Source organism: Streptomyces sp. NBC_01317, from assembly GCF_035961655.1.
Lineage (GTDB): Bacteria > Actinomycetota > Actinomycetes > Streptomycetales > Streptomycetaceae > Streptomyces.
Genome location: NZ_CP108393.1, coordinates 243549 through 263965, shown reverse-complemented (window position 1 = coordinate 263965; position 20417 = coordinate 243549). Strand labels below are relative to the sequence as shown.

Annotated in this window: 17 protein-coding genes; 10 read left to right on the top strand and 7 right to left on the bottom strand. The window is 70.8% G+C overall.

Going from position 1 to position 20417, the window contains the following annotated elements:
• Positions 1-80 precede the first annotated feature (80 nt).
• Both OG349_RS01060 and OG349_RS01055 read right to left on the bottom strand, forming a co-directional pair.
• The gene (locus OG349_RS01060) at positions 81-989 is read right to left on the bottom strand and encodes a hypothetical protein (RefSeq protein ID WP_327232733.1); all 909 of its coding nucleotides are present in this window, start codon (positions 987-989) and stop codon (positions 81-83) included.
• Positions 986-1336 (bottom strand): hypothetical protein, encoded by a 351-nt coding sequence (locus OG349_RS01055; RefSeq protein WP_327238401.1) that lies wholly within the window; start codon positions 1334-1336, stop codon positions 986-988. The genes OG349_RS01060 and OG349_RS01055 overlap by 4 nt, the downstream gene beginning before the upstream one ends.
• Before the next feature lie 149 nt (positions 1337-1485).
• Between OG349_RS01055 and OG349_RS01050 the strand changes: the two genes are divergently transcribed.
• Entirely contained in the window at positions 1486-1851 is a 366-nt protein-coding gene (locus OG349_RS01050) for a hypothetical protein (protein ID WP_327232732.1), read from the top strand.
• 126 nt (positions 1852-1977) lie between these two features.
• On the opposite strand, the gene OG349_RS01045 is transcribed toward OG349_RS01050, so the two are convergent.
• A complete protein-coding gene (locus OG349_RS01045) occupies positions 1978-3006 on the bottom strand; it encodes a LacI family DNA-binding transcriptional regulator (protein WP_327232731.1) in 1029 nt (342 codons plus the stop codon).
• A 269-nt stretch (positions 3007-3275) separates the two neighbouring features.
• On the opposite strand from OG349_RS01045, the gene OG349_RS01040 reads away from it, so the two are divergent.
• The 5 genes from OG349_RS01040 to OG349_RS01020 all read left to right on the top strand — a co-directional run bounded on the left by OG349_RS01040 (position 3276) and on the right by OG349_RS01020 (position 10463).
• Complete coding sequence (locus tag OG349_RS01040; RefSeq protein ID WP_327232730.1) at positions 3276-4583, top strand: ABC transporter substrate-binding protein; 1308 nt, start codon at positions 3276-3278, stop codon at positions 4581-4583.
• A gap of 217 nt (positions 4584-4800) precedes the next feature.
• A complete protein-coding gene (locus OG349_RS01035; protein ID WP_327232729.1) occupies positions 4801-5784 on the top strand; it encodes a carbohydrate ABC transporter permease in 984 nt (327 codons plus the stop codon).
• Between the two features lie 18 nt (positions 5785-5802).
• Complete coding sequence (locus tag OG349_RS01030) at positions 5803-6729, top strand: carbohydrate ABC transporter permease (RefSeq protein ID WP_327232728.1); 927 nt, start codon at positions 5803-5805, stop codon at positions 6727-6729.
• A gap of 87 nt (positions 6730-6816) precedes the next feature.
• Complete coding sequence (locus tag OG349_RS01025) at positions 6817-8265, top strand: GH1 family beta-glucosidase (RefSeq protein WP_327232727.1); 1449 nt, start codon at positions 6817-6819, stop codon at positions 8263-8265.
• 248 nt (positions 8266-8513) lie between these two features.
• Positions 8514-10463: a S53 family peptidase gene (locus OG349_RS01020; protein WP_327232726.1), complete on the top strand. Its 1950-nt coding sequence runs from the start codon at positions 8514-8516 to the stop codon at positions 10461-10463.
• A gap of 232 nt (positions 10464-10695) precedes the next feature.
• Here the strand turns inward: OG349_RS01020 and OG349_RS01015 are convergent, their stop codons facing one another.
• Positions 10696-11667, bottom strand: coding sequence for a methylglyoxal synthase (locus OG349_RS01015; protein WP_327232725.1), 972 nt, complete (start codon positions 11665-11667; stop codon positions 10696-10698).
• 134 nt (positions 11668-11801) lie between these two features.
• Positions 11802-13448 carry a histidine decarboxylase gene (locus OG349_RS01010; RefSeq protein WP_327232724.1) on the bottom strand — a complete coding sequence of 549 codons (1647 nt, stop codon included), beginning with the start codon at positions 13446-13448 and terminating at the stop codon, positions 11802-11804.
• Between the two features lie 656 nt (positions 13449-14104).
• Here OG349_RS01010 and OG349_RS01005 point away from each other — a divergent pair.
• The 4 genes from OG349_RS01005 to OG349_RS00990 all read left to right on the top strand — a co-directional run bounded on the left by OG349_RS01005 (position 14105) and on the right by OG349_RS00990 (position 18799).
• The gene (locus OG349_RS01005; RefSeq protein ID WP_327232723.1) at positions 14105-14806 is read left to right on the top strand and encodes an SGNH/GDSL hydrolase family protein; all 702 of its coding nucleotides are present in this window, start codon (positions 14105-14107) and stop codon (positions 14804-14806) included.
• A 162-nt stretch (positions 14807-14968) separates the two neighbouring features.
• Positions 14969-16252, top strand: a complete 1284-nt coding sequence (locus OG349_RS01000; RefSeq protein ID WP_327232722.1) for an NAD(P)/FAD-dependent oxidoreductase — start codon at positions 14969-14971, stop codon at positions 16250-16252.
• Positions 16249-17082 (top strand): aldo/keto reductase, encoded by an 834-nt coding sequence (locus OG349_RS00995; protein WP_327232721.1) that lies wholly within the window; start codon positions 16249-16251, stop codon positions 17080-17082. The genes OG349_RS01000 and OG349_RS00995 overlap by 4 nt, the downstream gene beginning before the upstream one ends.
• A gap of 169 nt (positions 17083-17251) precedes the next feature.
• Positions 17252-18799: a PstS family phosphate ABC transporter substrate-binding protein gene (locus tag OG349_RS00990; RefSeq protein ID WP_327232720.1), complete on the top strand. Its 1548-nt coding sequence runs from the start codon at positions 17252-17254 to the stop codon at positions 18797-18799.
• A gap of 40 nt (positions 18800-18839) precedes the next feature.
• Here OG349_RS00990 and OG349_RS00985 read toward each other — a convergent pair whose 3' ends face one another.
• Together OG349_RS00985 and OG349_RS00980 are read right to left on the bottom strand one after the other, a co-directional pair.
• Positions 18840-19160 carry a hypothetical protein gene (locus OG349_RS00985; RefSeq protein ID WP_327232719.1) on the bottom strand — a complete coding sequence of 107 codons (321 nt, stop codon included), beginning with the start codon at positions 19158-19160 and terminating at the stop codon, positions 18840-18842.
• A 44-nt stretch (positions 19161-19204) separates the two neighbouring features.
• Positions 19205-20350, bottom strand: coding sequence for an inorganic phosphate transporter (locus tag OG349_RS00980; RefSeq protein ID WP_327232718.1), 1146 nt, complete (start codon positions 20348-20350; stop codon positions 19205-19207).
• Between the last annotated feature and the right edge of the window lie 67 nt (positions 20351-20417).

Below are 20417 nucleotides of genomic sequence, written 5' to 3'. Positions count from 1 at the left end.
GAGGGTCGCCGTGGGACGTCGTACGGAGGTTCCAGGTCCCCCTACAACGTGCTCAGGCAGGTACAAGCACAGGTGCGGTCTCAGGAATCTAAGTCGTCAGGATGTCCCGACAGTTGCCGCTCGCCGACTCCCTCGGACGCGGCGGGATCCCGCTGTTCGACGCGGCCGGCACCGGGGGTCCTGCGGGGCAGCGAGACGGCCGGCACGGGGGGCGGCGGCGCGGATCTCCCGGCCGGAGGGACGCGCGGCGCGGTGCTCGGCCGCTCGACCGGGGCCCGGTCCTCCCACTGGATGAGCTGGAGTTCGTCCATACGGATCAGGTCCGCCATCACTCCGTACAGTCCCCGCCCCAGGGTGAACGCGAGATCGCGCGGCGTTCGGCGGGCGTTGGCGACGGCGAGCACGGCCTGGTACCGGCTGGTGAGCTGCCCCGCCACCCGGTCCGCACGCGCCGAGGGGCGCATCCTGGCCTTGGCGAGTTCGGCGGGCGGCCCCCAGCTCCGGGAGACGAGCGCCAGCCGGCGCGCGGTCTCCTCCGCGACCCGGTGCGGGGCGAGACCACGGGGAGCGAGCACGGTCGGGGCGGGCCCCTCGACCTCCCACCCCGCGGGTGGCCCGACGGACATCGCGAAGGCGCCCTCGAAGACCGTCGCCGTACAGACGACCTCCAGCTCGGCGGCGCCGACCAGCCGGAGGCCGACCAGAGCCGTTCCGTGGTCGTCGCCGTCCCGGACGGCGGCCTGGCCGGCCGCCCACCCCTCGTCGTCGACCCGGCCCGACTTGAGGAGGGTCGACTCGACCGACGGGGTCCCGGGTGTCTCGATCGCGCCGATCAGTCCGTCCCTGAGATGAATCGTTCCGCCGGGAGTTCCGGAGACCGATACCGTGCCGGTGAAGCCCTCCCGGTGCAGGCGCGCCAACAGCGCCGGGACATTGCGCGGCGACATGCCCGGCTCCGCCGGGTCCTGGTTCGGTGCGCCGTCCGTCATGCCAGCACGTCCGCGGCGTGACGCTCCAGATGGCGCAGGGCGAGGGCGAGGTTGGTGCCGTCGCGGTCGAGCGCCGTGACGAGGAGCAGCGGATCACCCGTCCGCCGGACGGACTTGACGACGTGGTAGCGGCGCGCGGTGGTCACGACCACGCTCTCCAGCTCGCTCTCGACGCCCGCCTGACCGACCCGGTCGGTGATCACGGCGGCCAGCTCGGCCGTTCCCACCCCGTCCCCGACCTCCAGCTCGTCCCCGACCACGCAGTAGACGAGTCCGGTGACGGCGTCCACCAGCGCGGTTCCCTTGACCCCCGGGGTCGACAGGAGCCGGGAAAGGGACGCTTCCATCGCTGACACGTGGACCCCTTCGTTTTGAGACACATTTTTCAGTATCGTAGTCTGCAACGTGCGCTTTAGTAACCGATCTTGGCGTTTTGAACCCTACTTTTCCGCCACGGAACAGTAGGTGCCACCGGCAGGAAGAACAGGACCCCGCGATGAACCTAGAGACCGCGCTCAAAGAGGCCATGACCATCGAAGGCGCCATCGGGGTGGCGGTGGTGGACTACGAGAGCGGGATGTCCCTCGGCACCCTCGGAGGCGGGCGCGGCCTCGATCTGGAGGTCGCCGCCGCGGGGAACACCGAGGTCGTCCGCGCGAAGGTGCGCACTCTCGCGGCGCTGGACATGGAGGACGCGATCGAGGACATCCTGATCACGCTCGGCAAGCAGTACCACCTGATCCGGCCGCTGTCCGCCAGCCGGGGCTCCCTCTTCCTCTACCTCGCGCTCGACCGGGCGCGGGCGAACCTGGCGCTGGCCCGCCACAGCCTCAAGCGGATAGAGAACGCCCTGGAAGTCTGACGCGTACGGCCGGAGGGCGCGGCCCGGACGCTGTGGGCCGATCCGGCCCTCGCTCCGTCCCGCCGGGTCTCGGCCCGGCGGGACGAAGTGGCACGCGGCGGCCGGTCCGGCCGGCATAGTCCGCCGTCAGGTGGTCCTGCGATGGGTGAGCGTCGTGGGAAGCGTGAGGTACTGCCGGGGCGCGGACGGATCGTTGATCTCCTCCAGCAGCAGCCGCGTGATGGTCCGTCCGATGTCCTCACTGGCCTGATTGACGCTGGTCAGGGGCGGGACCGTGTGCCGGGCCACGATCGAGTCGTCGAAGCCGATGATCGCCACGTCCTCCGGGACCCGCCGCCCCCGCTCGCGCAGCTCGGTCAGCGCGCCCGCCGCCATGACGTCGGACGCGACGAAGACCGCGTCGAGCCCCGGGTGCCGGTCCAGCAGCTCGCCCATCGCGGCCCGGCCGCCCTCCTCGGTGAAGTCCGCGGACACCGCCAGCGACTCGTCCGGGGGAGTGCCGTGCCCGGTGTGGGCGTCGCGCCATCCCTGGAGACGGCTCCGGCCGACATCCATGTCGAGCGGGCCCGCGATCGTGGCGACGGTGGTACGGCCCTGGCCGAGCAGATGCCGTACGGCCTGCGCCGCCCCGCCCACGTTGTCGGAGTGCACATGGCTGAGCGACTCGTCCGGCGAGCGCCGGCCGGCCAGCACGGTCGGCATCTGCGTCTTCTCCAGGAACGCGACCAGCGGGTCGTCCTGGTGGACCGCGACCAGCAGGACACCGTCCACCCGCCGCGCCTCCACGAACCGCGTCAGCCGGTAGAGCTCGCGCGGATTCCGTACGAGAATCAGCAGCAACTGCATCTCCGTGTCGGCCAGTTCCGTGCTGACCCCCCGGATGACCGCGTTGAAGTACGGCTCCGCCGCCAGCCGGCTCTCCGACTCGGGTATCACCAGCGCGATGCTGTCGGTCCTGCTGGTGACCAGGCTGCGGGCGGCCGGATTCGGTACGTAGTTGAGCTCCGCGATCGCCGCCTCGACGGCCGTACGGGCCTTCGCGCTGACGCCGGGAGCGCCGTTCACGACCCGGGAGACCGTCCCCCTGCCAACGCCCGCCAGGGCGGCGACGGCTTCAAGAGTCGGCCTCTGGCCCCTCGGGTTGCGGCTGCTCATCACGTCTCCTGACTCTCGCTCCGGTGGTGCGCCGAAGCGCTCACGTGGTGACTGTGCTCGGTGGTGCGGACGACGGAAGTGGAGAGCCGGCGTCCGGACACATTCACGCAACGGAACCGACTTCGACTCTTGACACGGCCTGGCGTCTCCCGAGAGTCTTCCACAACCGTTTGGGAGCGCTCCCAGTTTATCCGGGAACAGCTCTCTGATCCAGTCGACCGTGAGCCGCAGCAGGCGCGCGCCTGGGCGCCGCTGCTAGGAGGAAGCACATGGGCACTGCCCGCAAACGCTTCGGATCCACCCTCGTTTCCGCCACCGCCCTCGCGGTGTCGCTGGTCCTCGTCGCCGGCTGCGGAAGCGGCGACGAGGACAAGGCGCGCACCAAGGACGGCAAGACCGTCATCAGCCTCGGACTCTTCGGAGTCATGGGCTACAAGGAGACCGATCTCCTGGACCGCTACATGAAGGAGAACCCCGACGTCACGATCGAGACCGACGTGGCCGGGGACGAGCAGACCTACTACACCGCGCTCCAGACGCACCTCGCCGCGGGCAGCGGTCTCAAGGACATCCAGGGCATAGAGATCGGCCGGGCGAAGGAGCTGGTCGACACCCAGGCCGACAAGTTCGCCGACCTGTCGAAGACGCCGGGCCTGGACCACTTCCTGCCCTGGAAGCAGTCCCAGGTCACCACCGGGGACGGCAAGGTGCTCGGCCTGGGCACGGACATCGGCCCGATGGCGGTCTGTTACCGCAAGGACCTGTTCGAGCAGGCGGGACTGCCCACCGACCGGGCGGAGGTGGCGAAGCTCTGGGAGGGCGACTGGTCGAAGTACGTCGACGTCGGCCGGACGTTCAAGCAGGGGTCCAAGGACTCCAAGGTCGCCTACATGGACAGCTCCACCGGACTGTTCAACGCGATGATCTATGGCGACGAGAAGCAGTTCTACGACGAGGACGGCAAGCTGATCTACCAGGACAACCCGGTGGTGAAGGACGCCTGGAAGCTCGCCGCCGACGCGGCCACGTCGGGGCTGACCGCCAAGCTCCGCCAGTTCCAGCCCGGCTGGGACCCCGGTCTGTCGAACGGCACCTTCGCCACGACCGTCTGCCCGGCCTGGATGCTCGCCCACATCAGCGAGAAGGCCGGCCCCGCGAACAAGGGCAAGTGGGACGTCGCCAAGGCGCCCAAGGGCGCCAACTGGGGCGGCTCGTTCCTCGGCGTGATGGAGGACAGCCCCGTCAAGGAGCAGGCGGAGAAGCTCGTCGCCTGGCTGACCGCGCCCGAGCAGCAGGCGTACATCTTCGAGAAGCTCGGCAACTTCCCCTCCTCGAAGACGGCGCTCGACATCCCCGCCGTCGCGAACGGCACCTCCCCGTACTTCAGTGACGCCCCGATCGGCCAGATCTTCGGCGACGCGGCGAAGGAGATCCCGGCGAAGCAGGTGCTGGGACGCAAGGACGGCACGATCAAGGACACGTTCTCGCTGGGCCTGCAACTGATCGAGGCGCAGGGCAAGAGCCCGGACGACGCGTGGAAGACGACGGACGAACGGATCCAGAAGCTCACCCGCTGACCTGGCCCGATCTGACCTGGCCGATCTGACCTGGCCGATCTGACCCGGCCGACCTGATCCGGCCGATCTGACCTGGCCACCGGGCCCCGCCTCCCCGCAGCCCGGTGGCCTCGCGGCCCGGCGCGCCGTGCGCACCGGCCGCCGGACGGGCCGAACCGTCCCGTCCGGCGGCCGCCGATCCCCCGTCCATCCCACCACCCCACGGAAGGAAGCCCGCGTGGCCACCTCCATCGACCCCCGGCAGTCGCGGCGCAACATCCTCCACCGCCTGGACCTCGGAGCGGTGCCGTACACCTTCATCGCCCCGTTCTTCCTGATCTTCGGCGCCTTCGGCCTCTACCCGCTGCTCTACACCTTCTGGATCTCGCTCCACCGCGTCGAGCTGTCCTCGCTGGACACCATGGAATGGCGAGGTCTCGCCAACTTCACCGAGCTGTTCGAGGACGACCGCTTCTGGAACGCGCTCAGCAACACCTTCACCATCGGGGTCATCTCCACCGTCCCGCAGCTGCTCATGGCGCTCGGCCTGGCCCACCTGCTGAACTACCGTCTCCGAGGCTCGGTGTTCTTCCGGGTCGCCGTCCTGACCCCGTACGCGACCTCCGTCGCCGCCGCCGCGCTCGTCTTCACCATGCTCTTCGAACGCGACTTCGGCATGATCAACTGGGTGCTGGGGTTCTTCGGCGTCGACAACCTCGACTGGGAGAGCCAGAAGTGGCCCGCCCAGTTCGCCATCTCCACCATCGTGATCTGGCGCTGGACCGGCTACAACGCCCTGCTCTACCTCGCCGCGATGCAGGCGATACCCAAGGACCTGTACGAGGCCGCCGCCATCGACGGCGCCTCCCGCTGGCAGCAGTTCCGTACCGTCACCGTCCCCGGGATCAGCGCCACGATCGTCTTCACCATCGTGCTCTCGACCATCGGCGCGACCCAGCTCTTCGGCGAGCCGCTCATCTTCGGCCAGGGCCCCAACGGCATCAGCGGCGGCGCCGACAACCAGTACCAGACCCTGGGACTGCTGCTCTACGAAGAGGGCTGGAAGAACTACCAGATGGGCCGGGCCTCGGCCATCGCCTGGGCGATGTTCCTGATCCTGATCCTGATCTTCGTGCTCCAGCGTGTCCTCGCGCGCGTGCTGTCCCGTACCCCACGGCCCGTCAAAGCGCCCCGCCGCGCCCGCCCGTCCCGTACCTCCTGACCAGGGAGCAACAGCCCCATGACCACCGACATCGCACCGGTCCTGGCGGACGCGCACGGCCGGACCACCCCCACCGCACCCGACCGGCGGAACAGGTTCCGCCGCGTCCTGCGCCCGGGCGCGGGACGCCAGCACCACGCCGGGCCCCTCGCCTACATCCTGCTCGGGCTCGCCGCGCTGGTCTCCCTCTTCCCCCTCTACTGGACGATGGTGGCGGCCTCCACCGACAACACCCGGGTGTCGCAGACCCCGCCGCCGTTCCTGCCAGGACCCAACCTGTTCAAGAACCTCGCCACCGCCTGGCAGGACGCCGCGCTCGGCAAGGCGATGCTCAACAGCCTGATCGTCGCCGGGGTGATCGCCCTGTCGACCGTCTTCTTCGCCACGCTGGCCGGCTTCGCGTTCGCGAAGCTTCGCTTCAAGGGCCGTAACATCCTGCTGTTGCTGGTCATCGGCACGATGTTGGTGCCCCCGCAGCTCGGAGTCGTACCGCTGTTCATGATGATGGCCGACCTCGGCTGGGGGCAGTCACTGCCCTCCGTGATCTTCCCGACCCTGGTCAGCGCGGTCGGTGTGTTCTTCATGCGGCAGTACCTGACGGAGGCGCTGCCGGACGAACTCATCGAGGCGGGACGCCTGGACGGCGCCCACTCGCTGCGCATCTTCTGGAGCATCGTCCTGCCGATCGCCAGGCCGCCGATGGCCGTGCTCTTCATGATCACGTTCGTGCACGCCTGGAACGACTTCTTCTGGCCCTTCATCGCCCTCGACATGACCAACCCGACCGTCCCCGTCGCCCTCACCCAGCTCAGCGCGGGATACGTACGGGACCAGTCGGTGATCATGGCGGGCGCGCTGCTCGGCACCCTGCCGCTGCTGGCGATGTTCCTCGTCTTCGGCCGCCAGATAGTCGGCGGCATCATGCAGGGCGCGGTCAAGGGCTAGTCACGGGCCGAGGACACCTCGCCCGAACGCCCCCTCCCCTCCCCACCGTTCGACACGTCCGACTCTCACCCACGCGGAAGGACCCTTGTGGCCACCTCAGCACCCACCACCGGGCGAGCCCTGGAAACGGCGGCTCCCCTGACCTTCCCGGCCGGTTTCCTCTGGGGCACCGCCACCGCCGCCTACCAGATCGAGGGCGCCGCGCAGGACGACGGCCGCACGCCCTCCATCTGGGACGTCTACTCCCGTACACCGGGGAAGGTGCGCAACGGCGACACCGGCGACATCGCCACCGACCATTACCACCGCTGGCGCGAGGACATCGCGATCATGGCCGACCTCGGGGTCGGCGCCTACCGCTTCTCGGTGTCCTGGCCGCGGGTCCAGCCGGGCGGCCGGGGCCCCGCCTCCGCGAAGGGGCTGGACTTCTACCGCCGGCTGGCCGACGGACTCCTGGACAAGGGAATCCGGCCCGTCGTCACGCTCTACCACTGGGACCTTCCGCAGGAGTTGGAGGACGCCGGAGGCTGGCCCGAGCGCGACACCGCCTTCCGCTTCGCCGAGTACGCGGGCATCGTCGCCGAGGCCCTCGGGGACCGGGTGGGGAGCTGGACCACGCTCAACGAGCCGTGGTGCAGTGCCTTCCTCGGGTACGGCTCCGGCGTGCACGCCCCCGGCCGTACGGACCCCGCCGACGCCCTGCGCGCCGCCCACCACCTCAACCTCGGCCACGGCCTCGCGGTCCAGGCCCTGCGCGAGCGCCTCCCCGCGACCTCCCAGATCTCCGTCACCCTCAACCTGCACCATGTACGGCCCCTGACCGACAGCCCGGCGGACATCGACGCGGCCCGCCGTATCGACGGCACCGCGAACCGGATCTTCACCGGACCGATGCTCGAAGGGGCCTACCCGGCGGACGTCCTGGCGGACACCGCGACCGTCACCGACTGGTCGTTCGTCCACGACGGCGACACCGCGCTGATCCACCAGCCGCTCGACTTCCTGGGCGTCAACTACTACTCGCCGACGCTGGTCTCGCACCACACGGGTCCCGCCGCGCACCGGTCCGACGGTCACGGAGCCAGCGAGCACAGCCCGTGGCCGGGCGCGGACGAGGTCGCCTTCCACCAGACACCGGGGGAGCGGACCGCCATGGGCTGGACCATCGACCCCGAGGGCCTGTACGAACTGCTCCTGCGCGTGAAGCGGGACCACCCGGGCCTGCCGCTGATGATCACCGAGAACGGCGCGGCCTTCGACGACTACGCGGGCCCCGACGGCGAGGTCCGCGACCCGGAGCGCATCGCCTACCTGCGCGAACACCTGGCCGCGGTCCACCGCGCGATCGGGGCGGGCGCGGACGTCCGTGGCTACTTCCTCTGGTCGCTGCTCGACAACTTCGAGTGGGCGTACGGCTACGGCAAGCGCTTCGGCATGGTGTACGTGGACTACGCGACACAGCGCAGGATCCCCAAGTCGAGCGCGCACTGGTACGGGCGCCTGACCCGCTCCGGGACGCTCCCCCCGGCGCCGTAACGGCCCCTGTTCATCAGGCATGTGTCAGCGCGCACCGGGCGGGCCTTCGCGGGTCGGCCCGGTGCGGTCCTGTCTTCGGGGGGATGTCTGCCCTGTCCCCGGGTTGAGCTGTACATGGTCCGGGCTTGATCGGGCTTTGGCCAACGCATGCCCCTCCGATGAACAGTTGATAGGGAGAGTGGCTCCTTGTGTGTGGTGGCCATCTATCGGGCCCGCCGTGCGCGTCCAACCACAACGCAGGGGGTTACATGAGATCCAGCCGACCGCGCCTGCGCGCCGGACTGGCCTGGGCGGCGACTCTGCCGCTCGTCGCCGGCGCTCTCGCACTCGGCGTCCAGACCGCGGGTGCCGACACCGGGCCCGCCGGACGGGACACGCTCCACGGCACGAAGCCGCTCTGGGCGACGCAGAAGGCGGACCGGGGGAGCACCCCCGACGCGAACCGGGTCACCGCCCGCGTGTATCTCGCGGGCCGGGACAGCGCGGGCCTCGCCCGGCTCGCCCAGGAGGTGTCCGACCCCTCCTCCGCCTCGTACGGGAGGTACCTGAGCGCGCGGCAGGCCGCCGCGCGCTTCGGCCCGACCGCGGACCAGGTCGCGCGGGTCACCGCCTGGCTGAAGTCCGCCGGGCTCAAGGTGACGGGCACCCACCAGCACTACCTCACCGTCACCGGGGACACCGCCGCGGTGGAGAAGGCCTTCTCCACCCAGCTCCACAACTACGCCAAGGGCGGGCACACCTACCGCGCGCCGGTCGCCACCCCCTCGGTGCCCGACTCGCTGGACGGCGCGGTCCTCACCGTCACCGGGCTCGACAACGCGCCCCACAAGGCGAGTCACGACGACACGCTGCCGCCCCCGGACGCCGTGTTCCGCAACGCCGGTCCGTTCTCTACCTACTTCGGGTCGAAGACCGACAAGTCGCTGCCGTCGGCGTACGGTTCAAAGGCCTCGTACGCGATCAAGGGCTACACCGGCACCCAGCTGCGTGCCGCCTACGGTGCGAAGGACTTCACCGGCAAGGGGGTCACCGTCGCCATCACCGACGCGTACGCCTCGCCGACGATCGCCCAGGACGCGGCCACGTACGCCAAGCGCAACGGCGACAAGAAGTACGGCAGGGGACAGCTCTCCCAGGTGCTGCCGGCCGACTACAACAGCACGGAGGAGTGCGGCGCTTCAGGCTGGTACGGCGAGGAGACCCTCGACGTCGAAGCCGTGCACGCGGTCGCGCCCGACGCGGACATCGTCTACGTCGGGGGTGCCTCCTGCTTCGACGACGACCTGCTGGACTCGCTGGGCAAGGTCGTGGACGGCAGGCTCGCCGACATCGTCTCCAACTCCTGGGGCGACCTGGAGTCCAACGAGACCCCGGCGTCGGCCGCCGCCTACGACCAGGTGTTCCAGACGGGCGCCGTCGAAGGCATCGGCTTCTACTTCTCCTCCGGTGACGACGGCGACAACGTCGTCTCGACCGGCACGAAGCAGGTCGACATGCCCGCCAACTCCGCCTGGGTGACGGCCGTCGGCGGTACGTCGCTCGCCGTCGGCAAGAAGAACACCTACCAGTGGGAGACGGGCTGGGGCACCTACAAGGCCAACCTCTCGGCCGACGGCCGCAGTTGGACGGACTTCCCCGGCGCGTACACCTCCGGCGCCGGCGGCGGCACCAGCGTGACCGTGCCGCAGCCCTTCTACCAGCGGAGTGTGGTTCCCGGCTCGCTCGCCAAGGCCAACGGCACCACGCCGATGCGGACCATCCCCGACATCGCGGCCGTCGCCGACCCGAACACCGGCTTCCTGGTGGGCCAGACCCAGACCCTGCCCGACGGCACCCAGGGGTACGACCAGTACCGCATCGGCGGTACGTCGCTGGCCGCACCCGTCATCGCTGGTGTCCAGGCCCTCGCCCAGCAGGCCAGGCACGGCCTGCCGATCGGGTTCGCCAATCCCGGCATCTACCAGCGGTACGGCACCTCCGCCTACCACGACGTGACCGACCACCCGCTGGGTGCCGGCCGTCAACTGGCGGTCGTAAGGAACGACTTCGCCAACAGCACCGACAGCGCCGACGGCATCCTCACCTCGCTCCGCAGCCTCGGCAAGGACAGCTCGCTGTCCGCCGTGGCCGGCTACGACGACGTGACGGGGGTCGGCACACCGGCGGCCGGTTACGTGAACTCGTACCGCCACCGCTGACCGCACCGCATCGAGCTGACCGCACCACACCGTCCCCGACCGCCGGGCGGGCCGAATCCACGGCCCGCCCGGCGGTCCCGGCGTTTCCGCTCGCTTCCGTCCTCCGGCTGGCGCGAGGGGACCTCGTCGGCCGGACGCGCGCCCCGAACGACAAGATCGCCGACTACCTCCACAGCCTCTTCGAACCCAGGAGGGACGTCCGGCCGGGCCGCGTGGGCGCGCCGGAATCGGGTCAGGCCGGCACGGACGTCCCGGGGGTGACCGCGGTCGTCTGCTCGGGGATGTGCGGCCCCACGCTGTCGATGAGGGCGTCGGCGGTGGCGGAGTTGAGTGCGATCGGAATGTTGGCGAGTGTGGCGAGCCGGATGAGGGCGCGTACGTCGTCGCCGTGGGGGTGTGCGCTGAGCGGGTCGTAGAAGAAGATCAGCAGGTCGATGTCGCCGCTGGTGACCAAGGCGCCGATCTGCTGGTCTCCGCCGAGGGGGCCGCTGCGCAGTGGCGTGACGGGCAGGCCGAGCCTGCGGTTGATGAGGGTGCCGGTGGTGCCGGTGCCGTAGAGCCGGTGGCGGCCGAGCTCGGCGGACCTGTGCCCGGCCCAGGCCAGCAGGTCTGCCTTGCGGGTGTCGTGGGCGACCAGCGCGATGCCTCGCGGGCCCGCGGCCGGCGCCTGTTCGCCGGTCAGCCAGGTCGGGTCGGCCAGCGGGTAGAGGTGCAGGGCGGCGACGCGCATCTCGGCGCGGGTGATGCGGCCGTCGCCGTCCGCGTCCACGGTCTCGAAGGCCAGCGCGGAGGTGTCGGCGGCAAGGCCGGTCGCGCCGAAAATGCGCTCGTACTCCGCGGCGTCGATGGTCCCGTCGCCGTCCTGGTCGAGCGCGTCGGCGAGGGAGTCCAGGGCGCGCAGGGTGGACTCGCGGAAGTGCGGGTCGGCGTCGAAGGCGCCGCGCGCGGTGGCGGCGACGAACTCCTGCTCGCTGATCCTGCCGCCGCGGTCGGTGTCGGAGACGGCCGCGAGCTGGGTCCACAGTTCCGCGTACGCGTCGTAGAGCGCCGTGCGGCGGCGTGTGTCGCCCGGGGTGGTGAGCTTCTCGGCGACTCGAGCGGCGTAGGCGATCAGGTCCTCGCGGCCGAGCTGGCCGTCGCCGTCGAGGTCGTAGGCGCGGAAGAGCGCGGTGATTCGGGGGAGCCAGGCTTCGGGCGTGGTCATGGAAGTGTCCTTTTCACAGCGCGGGTTGAGGCAGGTGCGAGTGGCGCACGGTGGAGGTGTTGACGGTGGCGGGAGAGTCTCCGCGGTCCCCGGCGCGCGCGAAGCCCGACGGTGCACGCGTGAGAGGGGTCTGATCAGCGCTGGGCGGGCAGGGGCGGGCGGTCGGCGGATTCCGCGGAGCGGTCGAAGGCGCCGGGGCGGGCGAGGTCGTCGAGGAGCTCGTCGACCATCTCGCGGGTGACGTGCGGCATGACGTAGACATGGCTGTAGTCGTGGCGCCGCCCGTCGAGGTTGAGGGGGACGCAGGCGAGGGTGTACTTCTCGACCAGTTCGCGGCGCGGCTGCTGGAACCAGACGCTGAGGGAGTGATCCCCGTTGCCCACCTCGATGCCGTCCTCCGCCCAGGGCTCGGCGCGCTCCCGCAGTACCACGCTGAGCTCGCGGAGCCGGGTGGCGGTGTAACGGGCGAGTTCCAGGACGTCGGCCGCCTGGCGGACCTGCTGCTCCTCGCTGAGCTGGGCCAGGTGGTTCCACATGGCCAGGGAGGCGAATCCGCTGCGGGAGCCGGCGAAGGTGCTGTCCGGGGAGGAGACGACCGCCGGGTCGGACGGCGGACGCAGCTTGGAGCCGGCGCGGGCCATGAAGATCCCGGTGGGGACCGGTGCTCCGGGGTACTTGTGTCCGCTGGTGACGATCGAGGACACCTCGGGGACGCGGAAGTCGAAGGCCGGCGGGGCGGTGTCGATGAGACCCGCCGCATGGGCCTTCTCCAGGTAGGGGGCGTACGCACCGCCCAGCGCGCCGTCGACGTGGATCCAGTAGCCGTTGCGGACGCTGACCCGCTCCGGGTCGTCCGGGTCGAAGCGGACCTGGCGGTCGACGAGGCCGTGGGCCTCGAAGACGGGCCGCAGCCGCTCGCAGGCGTACGCCACGTCGTCGTACGCACCCTTGAAGACACTGCCGATGTTGAAGTTGACCAGCACCGGGTGGCCCTTCGCCGCGAAGAACTCCACCAGCGTGACCAGGGCGTCGACATCGACCGTGCCAGGACCCTCGTCACCGCCGGTGGTCGGTACGCCGCCCAGCGGCCAGCCGTTGTAGGTCTGCGTCCCGGTGCCGGTCAGCTCCAGCGGGCACTGCCCGGGGTAGTGGGCGCCGCCCAGGTCGTAGAACGTCGGGATGTCCAGGACCCGCATCGCCTTGATGTGCGAGTAGTGCGTCTCCTGGGAGAAGAACGCGACCGGCGCGTAGGCGTTCGGGTTGTCCGCGGGGGGTGTTGCCCGGATGTACGTCGTACGGCAGCTCGCGTCGCCCGAGATGTCGTCGCGTACCAGGGCGTTTCCGTCGAGGTAGTCCCGGGCGTTCCACAGGGCGTAGAGGTTGCCCTCGGTGCTGCCCATGGACAGCACGTACCCCCAGCCGTCCTCGATCCGTGCCCGGGCCGGGTCCTCGGGAAGCCGGGCGTGCCACAGACGGGCGTAGTGCTCCAGCACGGCACGTTCCAGCCACCGTGAATGCAGGCTGTAGTGGCCGTCGACGAACGGGTCGCCGATGTTGTTGATGTGGTAGCCCAGGAAACGGCCGAGCGAGGCGTGTCCCTCCAGGGCGAGATTGCTCTGGTAGCCCAGGAAACGGCCGCGCCGCGAGCCGAGATATCCCTCGAGCTTCGCGAGCACGGCCTCGCGCCGCTCGTCGGTGTAGGCGTCAGTACTCAGCCGGTAGTCGTCGTCGGTGGGCGAAACGCATGCCGAGCGCGTCAGCTCGGAGGACTCCGCGGTCATACTGCACATCCCTCTCTGTACGGTCGCACGGACCCTCTTGAGGCCCGCCGTGAACACGTCGTGCGGCTTCGGCCGACGTGCGGAACGTCCGGTCGGCCGAAGCCGCTCACGGCCGTGCCCGGCAGCATGAGGGGGAGCCGCAGCCGTACGGGCTGCCAAATCCACGGCTGCGGTCAACTGCCGAGCGCACAACAGGTGTTGTCATATCCGCAGGAATAGCGCCCGGAGCCCCTCCCCACCGCGTCCCGGGGTCCGGGTCACCCCTGAGGGAAGCCCAATCCCCTCGATCGGGTGGCCTTGCGAACAGATGTCGCCGGGCGGTAACGGCACGCGCGACGCCGACGACCGGCGGACACTGTGGACCGTTGCGCTGGTCGTCGGAGGGATCCAGCTCCTCGGAGCGCTGGGGTGGGACATCCGGGACTCGGCGTCCACAGGGGCTGGGCAACGTTCTGCGGAAACCTCTGACGGGCCACGGAGTACCTCCATCGGCTGGAAAACCCCCAGTGGGGGAAAGCGGTTTGTGCCGCGGATCTGGACAGCCCGATCGCCCTGTGCTGTTCTGCTCATGCCAATTTGTTTTCCGTGCGGTCAATTCCCCGTGTCGCACAGGTGTCCCATCCCCCCAGCTCCCCCCACCCTCCTGAGGAGTCCGGATGCGCTTGACCCACCGCGCCGCTCTCGCCTGTGCCACGGCGGCCGCGGCCTTCGCCGTGGTCCTGGTGCCCACCTCACCCGCGCTCGCCGAGTCCAACGGCGGCGTGCGCGTGATGCCGCTCGGCGACTCGATCACCGACGGATTCAACGTCCCCGGCGGCTACCGCACCCGCCTGTGGGAACGCGCCGCGGCGGACCGGCGGCGCACCGACTTCGTGGGCTCGCAGTTCAACGGCCCCGCCCAGCTCGGCGACCACGACCACGAGGGCCACTCCGGCTGGCGCATCGACCAGATCGACGCCCAGGCCACCCAGTGGGTCAGGGCCACCAATCCCAGGACCGTCCTGCTCCACATCGGCACCAACGACATCACCCAGAACCGTGACATACCGGGAGCGCCCTCCCGGCTGTCCGCGCTGATCGACCACATCACCGCGGCCGCGCCCGGCGCCGACGTCTTCGTCACGAACATCATCCCGTTCTCCGACGCCACCTTCGAGGCCAGGGCGAGGCCGTTCAACGCGGCCGTGCCCGGCATCGTGGACCAGTGGGCGAAGAAGGGCCGCAAGGTCCACTTCGTCGACATGCACAGCGCCCTCAACACCGGCGACCTCGCCGACGGCATCCACCCCAACGCGGGTGGCTACGCCAAGATGGCCGACCGCTGGTACGCCACCCTGCGCACCGGCCCCTGGATCTGACGACCTCGCCACCGGGAAACGCCTCCCTCACCGACCGCCACCCGTCCGGCCCTTCGCGGCGCCGCGCCGCTCCCGCCCCCGCCTGACACCATCGGAAGGACGGCGCCGGGCGGGAGCGGAAGCCCCCTGGGCGGGAAGCACGGAGCGAAGGGCGGGACACGCGTGCCGGACAACCAGCGGCGCCGGACGGACGTGGTCGTGATCGGAGCGGGGATGGCGGGCCTGGCCTGCGCCGCCGACCTGATCAGGGCGGGACGGTCGGTGCGCGTCCTGGAGGCCGCCGACGCGGTGGGCGGCCGGATGCGCACCGACCGGCACGAAGGCTTCCTCCTCGACCGCGGGTTCCAGGTCTTCAACACCGCGTACCCCCAGGTGAAACGCCGGATCGACCTGCGAGGGCTGCGCCTGCGGCCGTTCACCCCCGGCGCGCTCGTACGAACCGACACCACCACCCTGCGGTTCACCGACCCCAGCAGACAGCCGGGCGCCGCCGCCGATCTGCTGCCGGGACGGCTCGCCCCCGGTCGCGATCTCCTGGCGTTGGGCCTCCTGACGGCCCGTGACATGCTCGGCCCCGTCGCCGGACTGAAGCGGCAGCCGGACCGTACGACCCTCACCGCCCTCGCCGACGCGGGCATCTCGCCCGCCCTCGTCGAACGGTTCTTCCGGCCCTTCCTCTCCGGGGTCTTCCTGGAGGACGAGCTGGAGACCTCCTCGCGCTTCTTCCACCTCGTCTGGCGCAGCATGCTGCGCGGCACGCTCTGCCTGCCCAGCGCGGGCATCGGGGCCGTACCCGCCCAACTGGCGGACGGCCTGCCGCCGGACACCGTCCGCCTGGAGACGCCGGTCGCGGAGCTGACCGACGACGGCGTCCGTGGCGAGGACGGTACGGAGTGGCCGGCGGACACCGTCGTGGTGGCGACGGGACCCCGCGCGGCGGCGCGGCTCCTGCCGGGCCTCGACGTGCCCGCCACCCGCACGGTCACGACGTACTACCACGCGGCCCTCGCCCCGCCGCTGCGCGAACCGACCCTCCTGGTCGACACCCGACGCCGCTTCCTCAACACCTGCGTGATCAGCGAGGTCGTGCCCGGCTACGCGCCCGCCGGCCGGTCCCTGGTCTCCACGTCCGTCCTCGGGCCGGAACTCCCGGGCCGGGAGGCCACCCTGCGCGCCGACCTGGCCGACGCCTACGGCGAGAGCACCGGCGACTGGGAGCCGCTCGCCACGTATACGATCGAGGACGCCCTACCCGCCATGCCCCCGCCCTGGCCGCTGTCCCGGCCGGCCCGGACCGGCCCGGGGCGGTACGTGTGCGGCGACCACCGGGCGACCGGCTCCGTGCAGGGAGCCCTGGCCTCGGGGACCCGCGCGGCCCGTGACGTACTGGCGGCGGACAGCGCCCGGGACCATCCACGAGCGACACGACGAAAGGGAAGCCAGTGACCCGGACAGCCCCGGCCCACCCCCTCAACGACGGTACGACGCTCCCCGCCGTCGGCCTGGGCACCTATCCGCTCAAGGACGACGAGGCGGAGAAGGCGGTCGCCGGAGCCCTGGAGCTCGGCTACCGGCTGATCGACACGGCCGTCAACTACCGCAACGAGGCCAGTGTCGGCCGGGGCCTCGCGCGGGCGGGCGTGCCGATCGAGGACATCGTCGTCACGACCAAACTCCCGGGCCGCGACCACGGTTTCGAGGAGACCCTCCGCTCGTTCGAGGAGTCGCGCCGCGCCCTGGGCCTGGACCGCGTCGGCCTCTACCTCATCCACTGGCCGCTGCCGCGCGTCGGCAAGTACGTCGAATCCTGGAAGGCGATGGTCAAACTCCGCGAGGACGGCCTGGTCGCCTCCATCGGCGTCTCCAACTTCACCGCCGCCCATCTCGACCGCCTGGAGGCGGAGACGGGCGTGCTGCCCTCGGTCAACCAGATCGAGATGCATCCCCTCTTCCCTCAGGAGGAGTTGCGCGCCGTGCACCGGGCCAAGGGGATCCGCACGGAGAGCTGGAGCCCCCTCGGCCGCGGCACCGACCTGCTGAAGGACCCGGAGATCGGGGCCATCGCCGAGGCGCACGAGGTCACCCCGGGACAGGTCGTGCTCCGCTGGCACACCCAGGTGGGCGCCGTACCGATCCCCAAGTCGGGCAGTCCGGAGCGGCAGCGGCAGAACCTCGACCTCTCCGGCTTCGAGCTGACCGGGGACGAGATCACCCGGATCGAGTCACGCCCCCACCGCAGGCTCGGCGGCGACCCCGACCACCACGAGGAATTCTGACCTTCCCGGGCGTCACGCCCCCGCCCGGTCCGGGCTGTTGAACCGTGGACAAACAGCAGCGCACGCGCCGGTGAAACCGGCCGTCCGCCGCCCTCGGCGCCCGTACGGTGACCGGACGATCCGGACCGGCGGGGTGTTCGGGCCGCGCGTTCAGGGGGGCCTGGCGACCGTGGAGTGGTTCAGTACGGAAAACGTCGTCGCGCTGGGCACGGCGCTGCTCGGCATTCTCGCCTCACTGGGCGTGCTCTGGTTCGAGCGCCGCGTGCCCGCCCACCGGCGCATCGGTTACCGGATCCAGCTGGACACGCCGGTCGGCAGCGCGGAACGCAGCGGCCGGGCCGGCGTACGCCTCGGCTTCTTCCAGGACAACCCGCACCTCTCCGACGCCACGCTGGTCCTGCTGCGCATAGAGAACGACGGCTCGCAGAGCATCGGCGACGGCGACTACACGGGGCGCGAACTCCACGGTCTGACCGCGGTGTTCACCTCCCGTACGATCCACGGTCTCGCGGTCACCACCCCGCCGGGCGACGAGCATCTGCTGGACCACTTCACCCCGGCCGCCGGTCTGCGCCACGCCGAGGACACCGTCTACCTCCCGCGTGTCCCGCTCAACCGGGGCCGGCACTTCAAACTCCTCGTCCTGCTCACCGGCGGCGCGGTCGGCGATCCGATCCGGGTCGCGGGCGGGCTCAGGGACGGGGACGTGTCCCTGAACCGCAGCACCACGCCGGACGACACCCCGCCGCTGTTCAGCAGGGCGTCCAGCATGATCACGATGTTGCTGACCGTCTGCGTGGTCATCCTCGCGTCGATCATCGTCGTACGGGACGACGCGCCGCCCCCGATGGGCTGCGCGCGGGGCAGCCTGACCATCACCGGATCCACCGCCTTCGCGCCGGTCGCCGAGGAACTGGCGGCGAAGTACGAACAGGACTGCGCGGGCTCCACCATCACGGTCGACGCCCGCAGCAGCCGCGACGGGGTCAGGGAGCTGGACGAGCGCGGCGCCGCGGCGAAGGGCGGTTCGCCCGCCCTGATCGCCCTGTCCGACGGTCCCAAGACGGCCGGCTTCGGCCGGCTGCGCGAGAACCGGGTCGCGGTCTCCGTCTTCACCCTCGTCGTGAACGACAGCGTGCCGCTGAAGAGCCTCTCGACCACGGACGTACGCCGTCTCTACCGCGGGGACGTGTCGAACTGGAACCAGCTGCGCGGCCCCGGCCGGGTACGCGGCCCCGACCTGCCGATCGTCCTGGTGAGCCGCAACTCGGAGTCCGGCACCCGGGACATCTTCCAGCGCCGGGTGCTCCACGCGTTCGAGCAGGCGTACTCCTCCACCGACTGCCGTCACAAGGACGACACCACGGCCAAGGTCTTCCGCTGCGAACTCGGCAGCACGGACCGGGTCCTGGCCACCGTCGCCGACACACCGGGCGCGATCGGGTACACGGACCTGCGCTCCGGATCCACCCCCGACGGGCTCCACCCGCTGGCGCTCGACGGGCGGACCGCGTCCGTGGACGCGATCGCGGACAGCGCGTACCCGTACCGCGAGATCGAGTACGCGTACACGTACGGCGATCCGCCGGCCGACTCGCTCGTCTCCAGTTTCCTCAACTACCTGATGAGGGGCAGCGGCCAGGACGTGGTCCGTACGCACGGGCACCTGCCGTGCGCGTCACCGGAAGGGCTGCGGATCTGCGCGGAGATGGGGTAGGGGGCGGGTCGCTCGCGCGGCCCCCCCCGGGCTCCTGGGCTCAGTGGAACTGCGGGACGATCAGATACAGCCCGTAGAGCACGGCCGCGGCGCAGGCGAGGAAGCACAGCCCGGCGACGGCCACCGCCGGCGCTCCCGGCCGGCTCGCCCCGGCGCGGCGGCCCCCGTACGCGGTGCTCCCGCCGCCCGGAGGCTTCGCGCCGCCCGGCTCCCCGTCACCGCTCTTCCCGTCATCCCTCTCGCCGTCTCCCCCGGTCGCGGCCAGCGCCCGTACCCCCAGCGAGAAGACGATCACAAGGCCGACGGTGGCGCCGATGCTGACCACGGCGACCTCGCCCAGCGAGCTCCAGTTCAGATCCATCGGCTCCTCCTCCCCGTTTCCCGGGCCGTGTCGGTCACGGCCCGTCAGACATTCGCCTTGGCGGGCCCCGGGCGGACGGCCACCGCGTGGTCGTCGTTGACATTGCGGGAGGTGACGCGGGTGCGCCGGGACATGATGAAGATGAACGCGGCGAGAGCCGCGGCGACGACGGCGACGACCACGATCCCGAGCGTGCCGCCGTTCACGACCACACTCGCGGCGAGCGCGCCGACAGCCGCGGCGGCGGGCAGGGTCACGCACCAGGCGGCGACCATGCGGCCGGCCGTTCCCCAGCGGACGTGGGCGAGCCTGCGGCCCAGTCCCGCGCCGAGGATGCCTCCGGCGCAGACCTGGGTGGTGGACAGGGCGAAGCCGAGATGGGCGGAGGTGAGGATGACGGTGGTCGCGGAGGACTCCGCCGCGAAGCCCTGCGGGGCGCGGATGTCCGTGAGTCCCTTGCCCATCGTCCTGATGATCCGCCAGCCGCCCAGATACGTACCGAGCCCGATGGAGAGCCCCGCCGAGCCGATCACCCACGCGGGCGGCCCGGCACCGGGCCCGAGCGCGCCCGCCGAGATCAGGGTGAGGGTGATGATCCCCATGGTCTTTTGCGCGTCGTTGGTGCCGTGCGCCAGCGAGACGAGGGACGCGGAGGCGATCTGCCCGAGCCGGAATCCGCGGTCCACCGAGGACCGCCGCCCCCGGTGGGTGAGGCGGTAGGCGAGGTACGTGGCCATCAGCGCGGCGGCCCCCGCGATGAGCGGGGAGGCCACGGCGGGAAGGAGGATCTTCTCGACCACCTTCTCGAAGTGCACGCCCTGCCGGCCCGCCCCGACCCACACGGCGCCGATCAGCCCGCCGAACAGCGCGTGCGAGGAACTGGAGGGGAGGCCCATCAGCCAGGTCGACAGATTCCACAGGATGGCGCCGATCAGCCCCGCGAAGATCATCCCGGGGGTGACGAGACTGTCGTTCACGATGCCCCCGGAGATCGTCTTCGCGACCTCCGTGGACAGGAACGCGCCCACCACGTTGAGGACCCCGCTGATGAGGACCGCGACCTTGGGACGCAGGGCTCCGGTGGCGATGGAGGTGGCCATCGCGTTCGCGGTGTCGTGAAATCCGTTGGTGAAGTCGAACGCGAGCGCGGTCACGATCACTATTGCCACGAGGAACGTGATGTGGTCCATTTGCCCCATACAAGCGCAGCCGCCCCCGTGAGAAGGAGATCCGGCGGACCGACACCGGATGCTTCCT

Bases quoted from the DNA above. Each gene is read 5' to 3' on its own strand.
- OG349_RS01045 (WP_327232731.1), bottom strand. From the start codon at position 3,006: ATGAGCAGCCGCAACCCGAGGGGCCAGAGGCCGACTCTTGAAGCCGTC.
- OG349_RS01030 (WP_327232728.1), top strand. From the start codon at position 5,803: ATGACCACCGACATCGCACCGGTCCTGGCGGACGCGCACGGCCGGACC.
- OG349_RS01060 (WP_327232733.1), bottom strand. From the start codon at position 989: ATGACGGACGGCGCACCGAACCAGGACCCGGCGGAGCCGGGCATGTCG.
- OG349_RS00985 (WP_327232719.1), bottom strand. From the start codon at position 19,160: ATGGATCTGAACTGGAGCTCGCTGGGCGAGGTCGCCGTGGTCAGCATC.
- OG349_RS01015 (WP_327232725.1), bottom strand. From the start codon at position 11,667: ATGACCACGCCCGAAGCCTGGCTCCCCCGAATCACCGCGCTCTTCCGC.
- OG349_RS00980 (WP_327232718.1), bottom strand. From the start codon at position 20,350: ATGGACCACATCACGTTCCTCGTGGCAATAGTGATCGTGACCGCGCTC.
- OG349_RS01020 (WP_327232726.1), top strand. From the start codon at position 8,514: ATGAGATCCAGCCGACCGCGCCTGCGCGCCGGACTGGCCTGGGCGGCG.
- OG349_RS01050 (WP_327232732.1), top strand. From the start codon at position 1,486: ATGAACCTAGAGACCGCGCTCAAAGAGGCCATGACCATCGAAGGCGCC.
- OG349_RS01005 (WP_327232723.1), top strand. From the start codon at position 14,105: ATGCGCTTGACCCACCGCGCCGCTCTCGCCTGTGCCACGGCGGCCGCG.
- OG349_RS01055 (WP_327238401.1), bottom strand. From the start codon at position 1,336: ATGGAAGCGTCCCTTTCCCGGCTCCTGTCGACCCCGGGGGTCAAGGGA.
- OG349_RS01040 (WP_327232730.1), top strand. From the start codon at position 3,276: ATGGGCACTGCCCGCAAACGCTTCGGATCCACCCTCGTTTCCGCCACC.
- OG349_RS01010 (WP_327232724.1), bottom strand. From the start codon at position 13,448: ATGACCGCGGAGTCCTCCGAGCTGACGCGCTCGGCATGCGTTTCGCCC.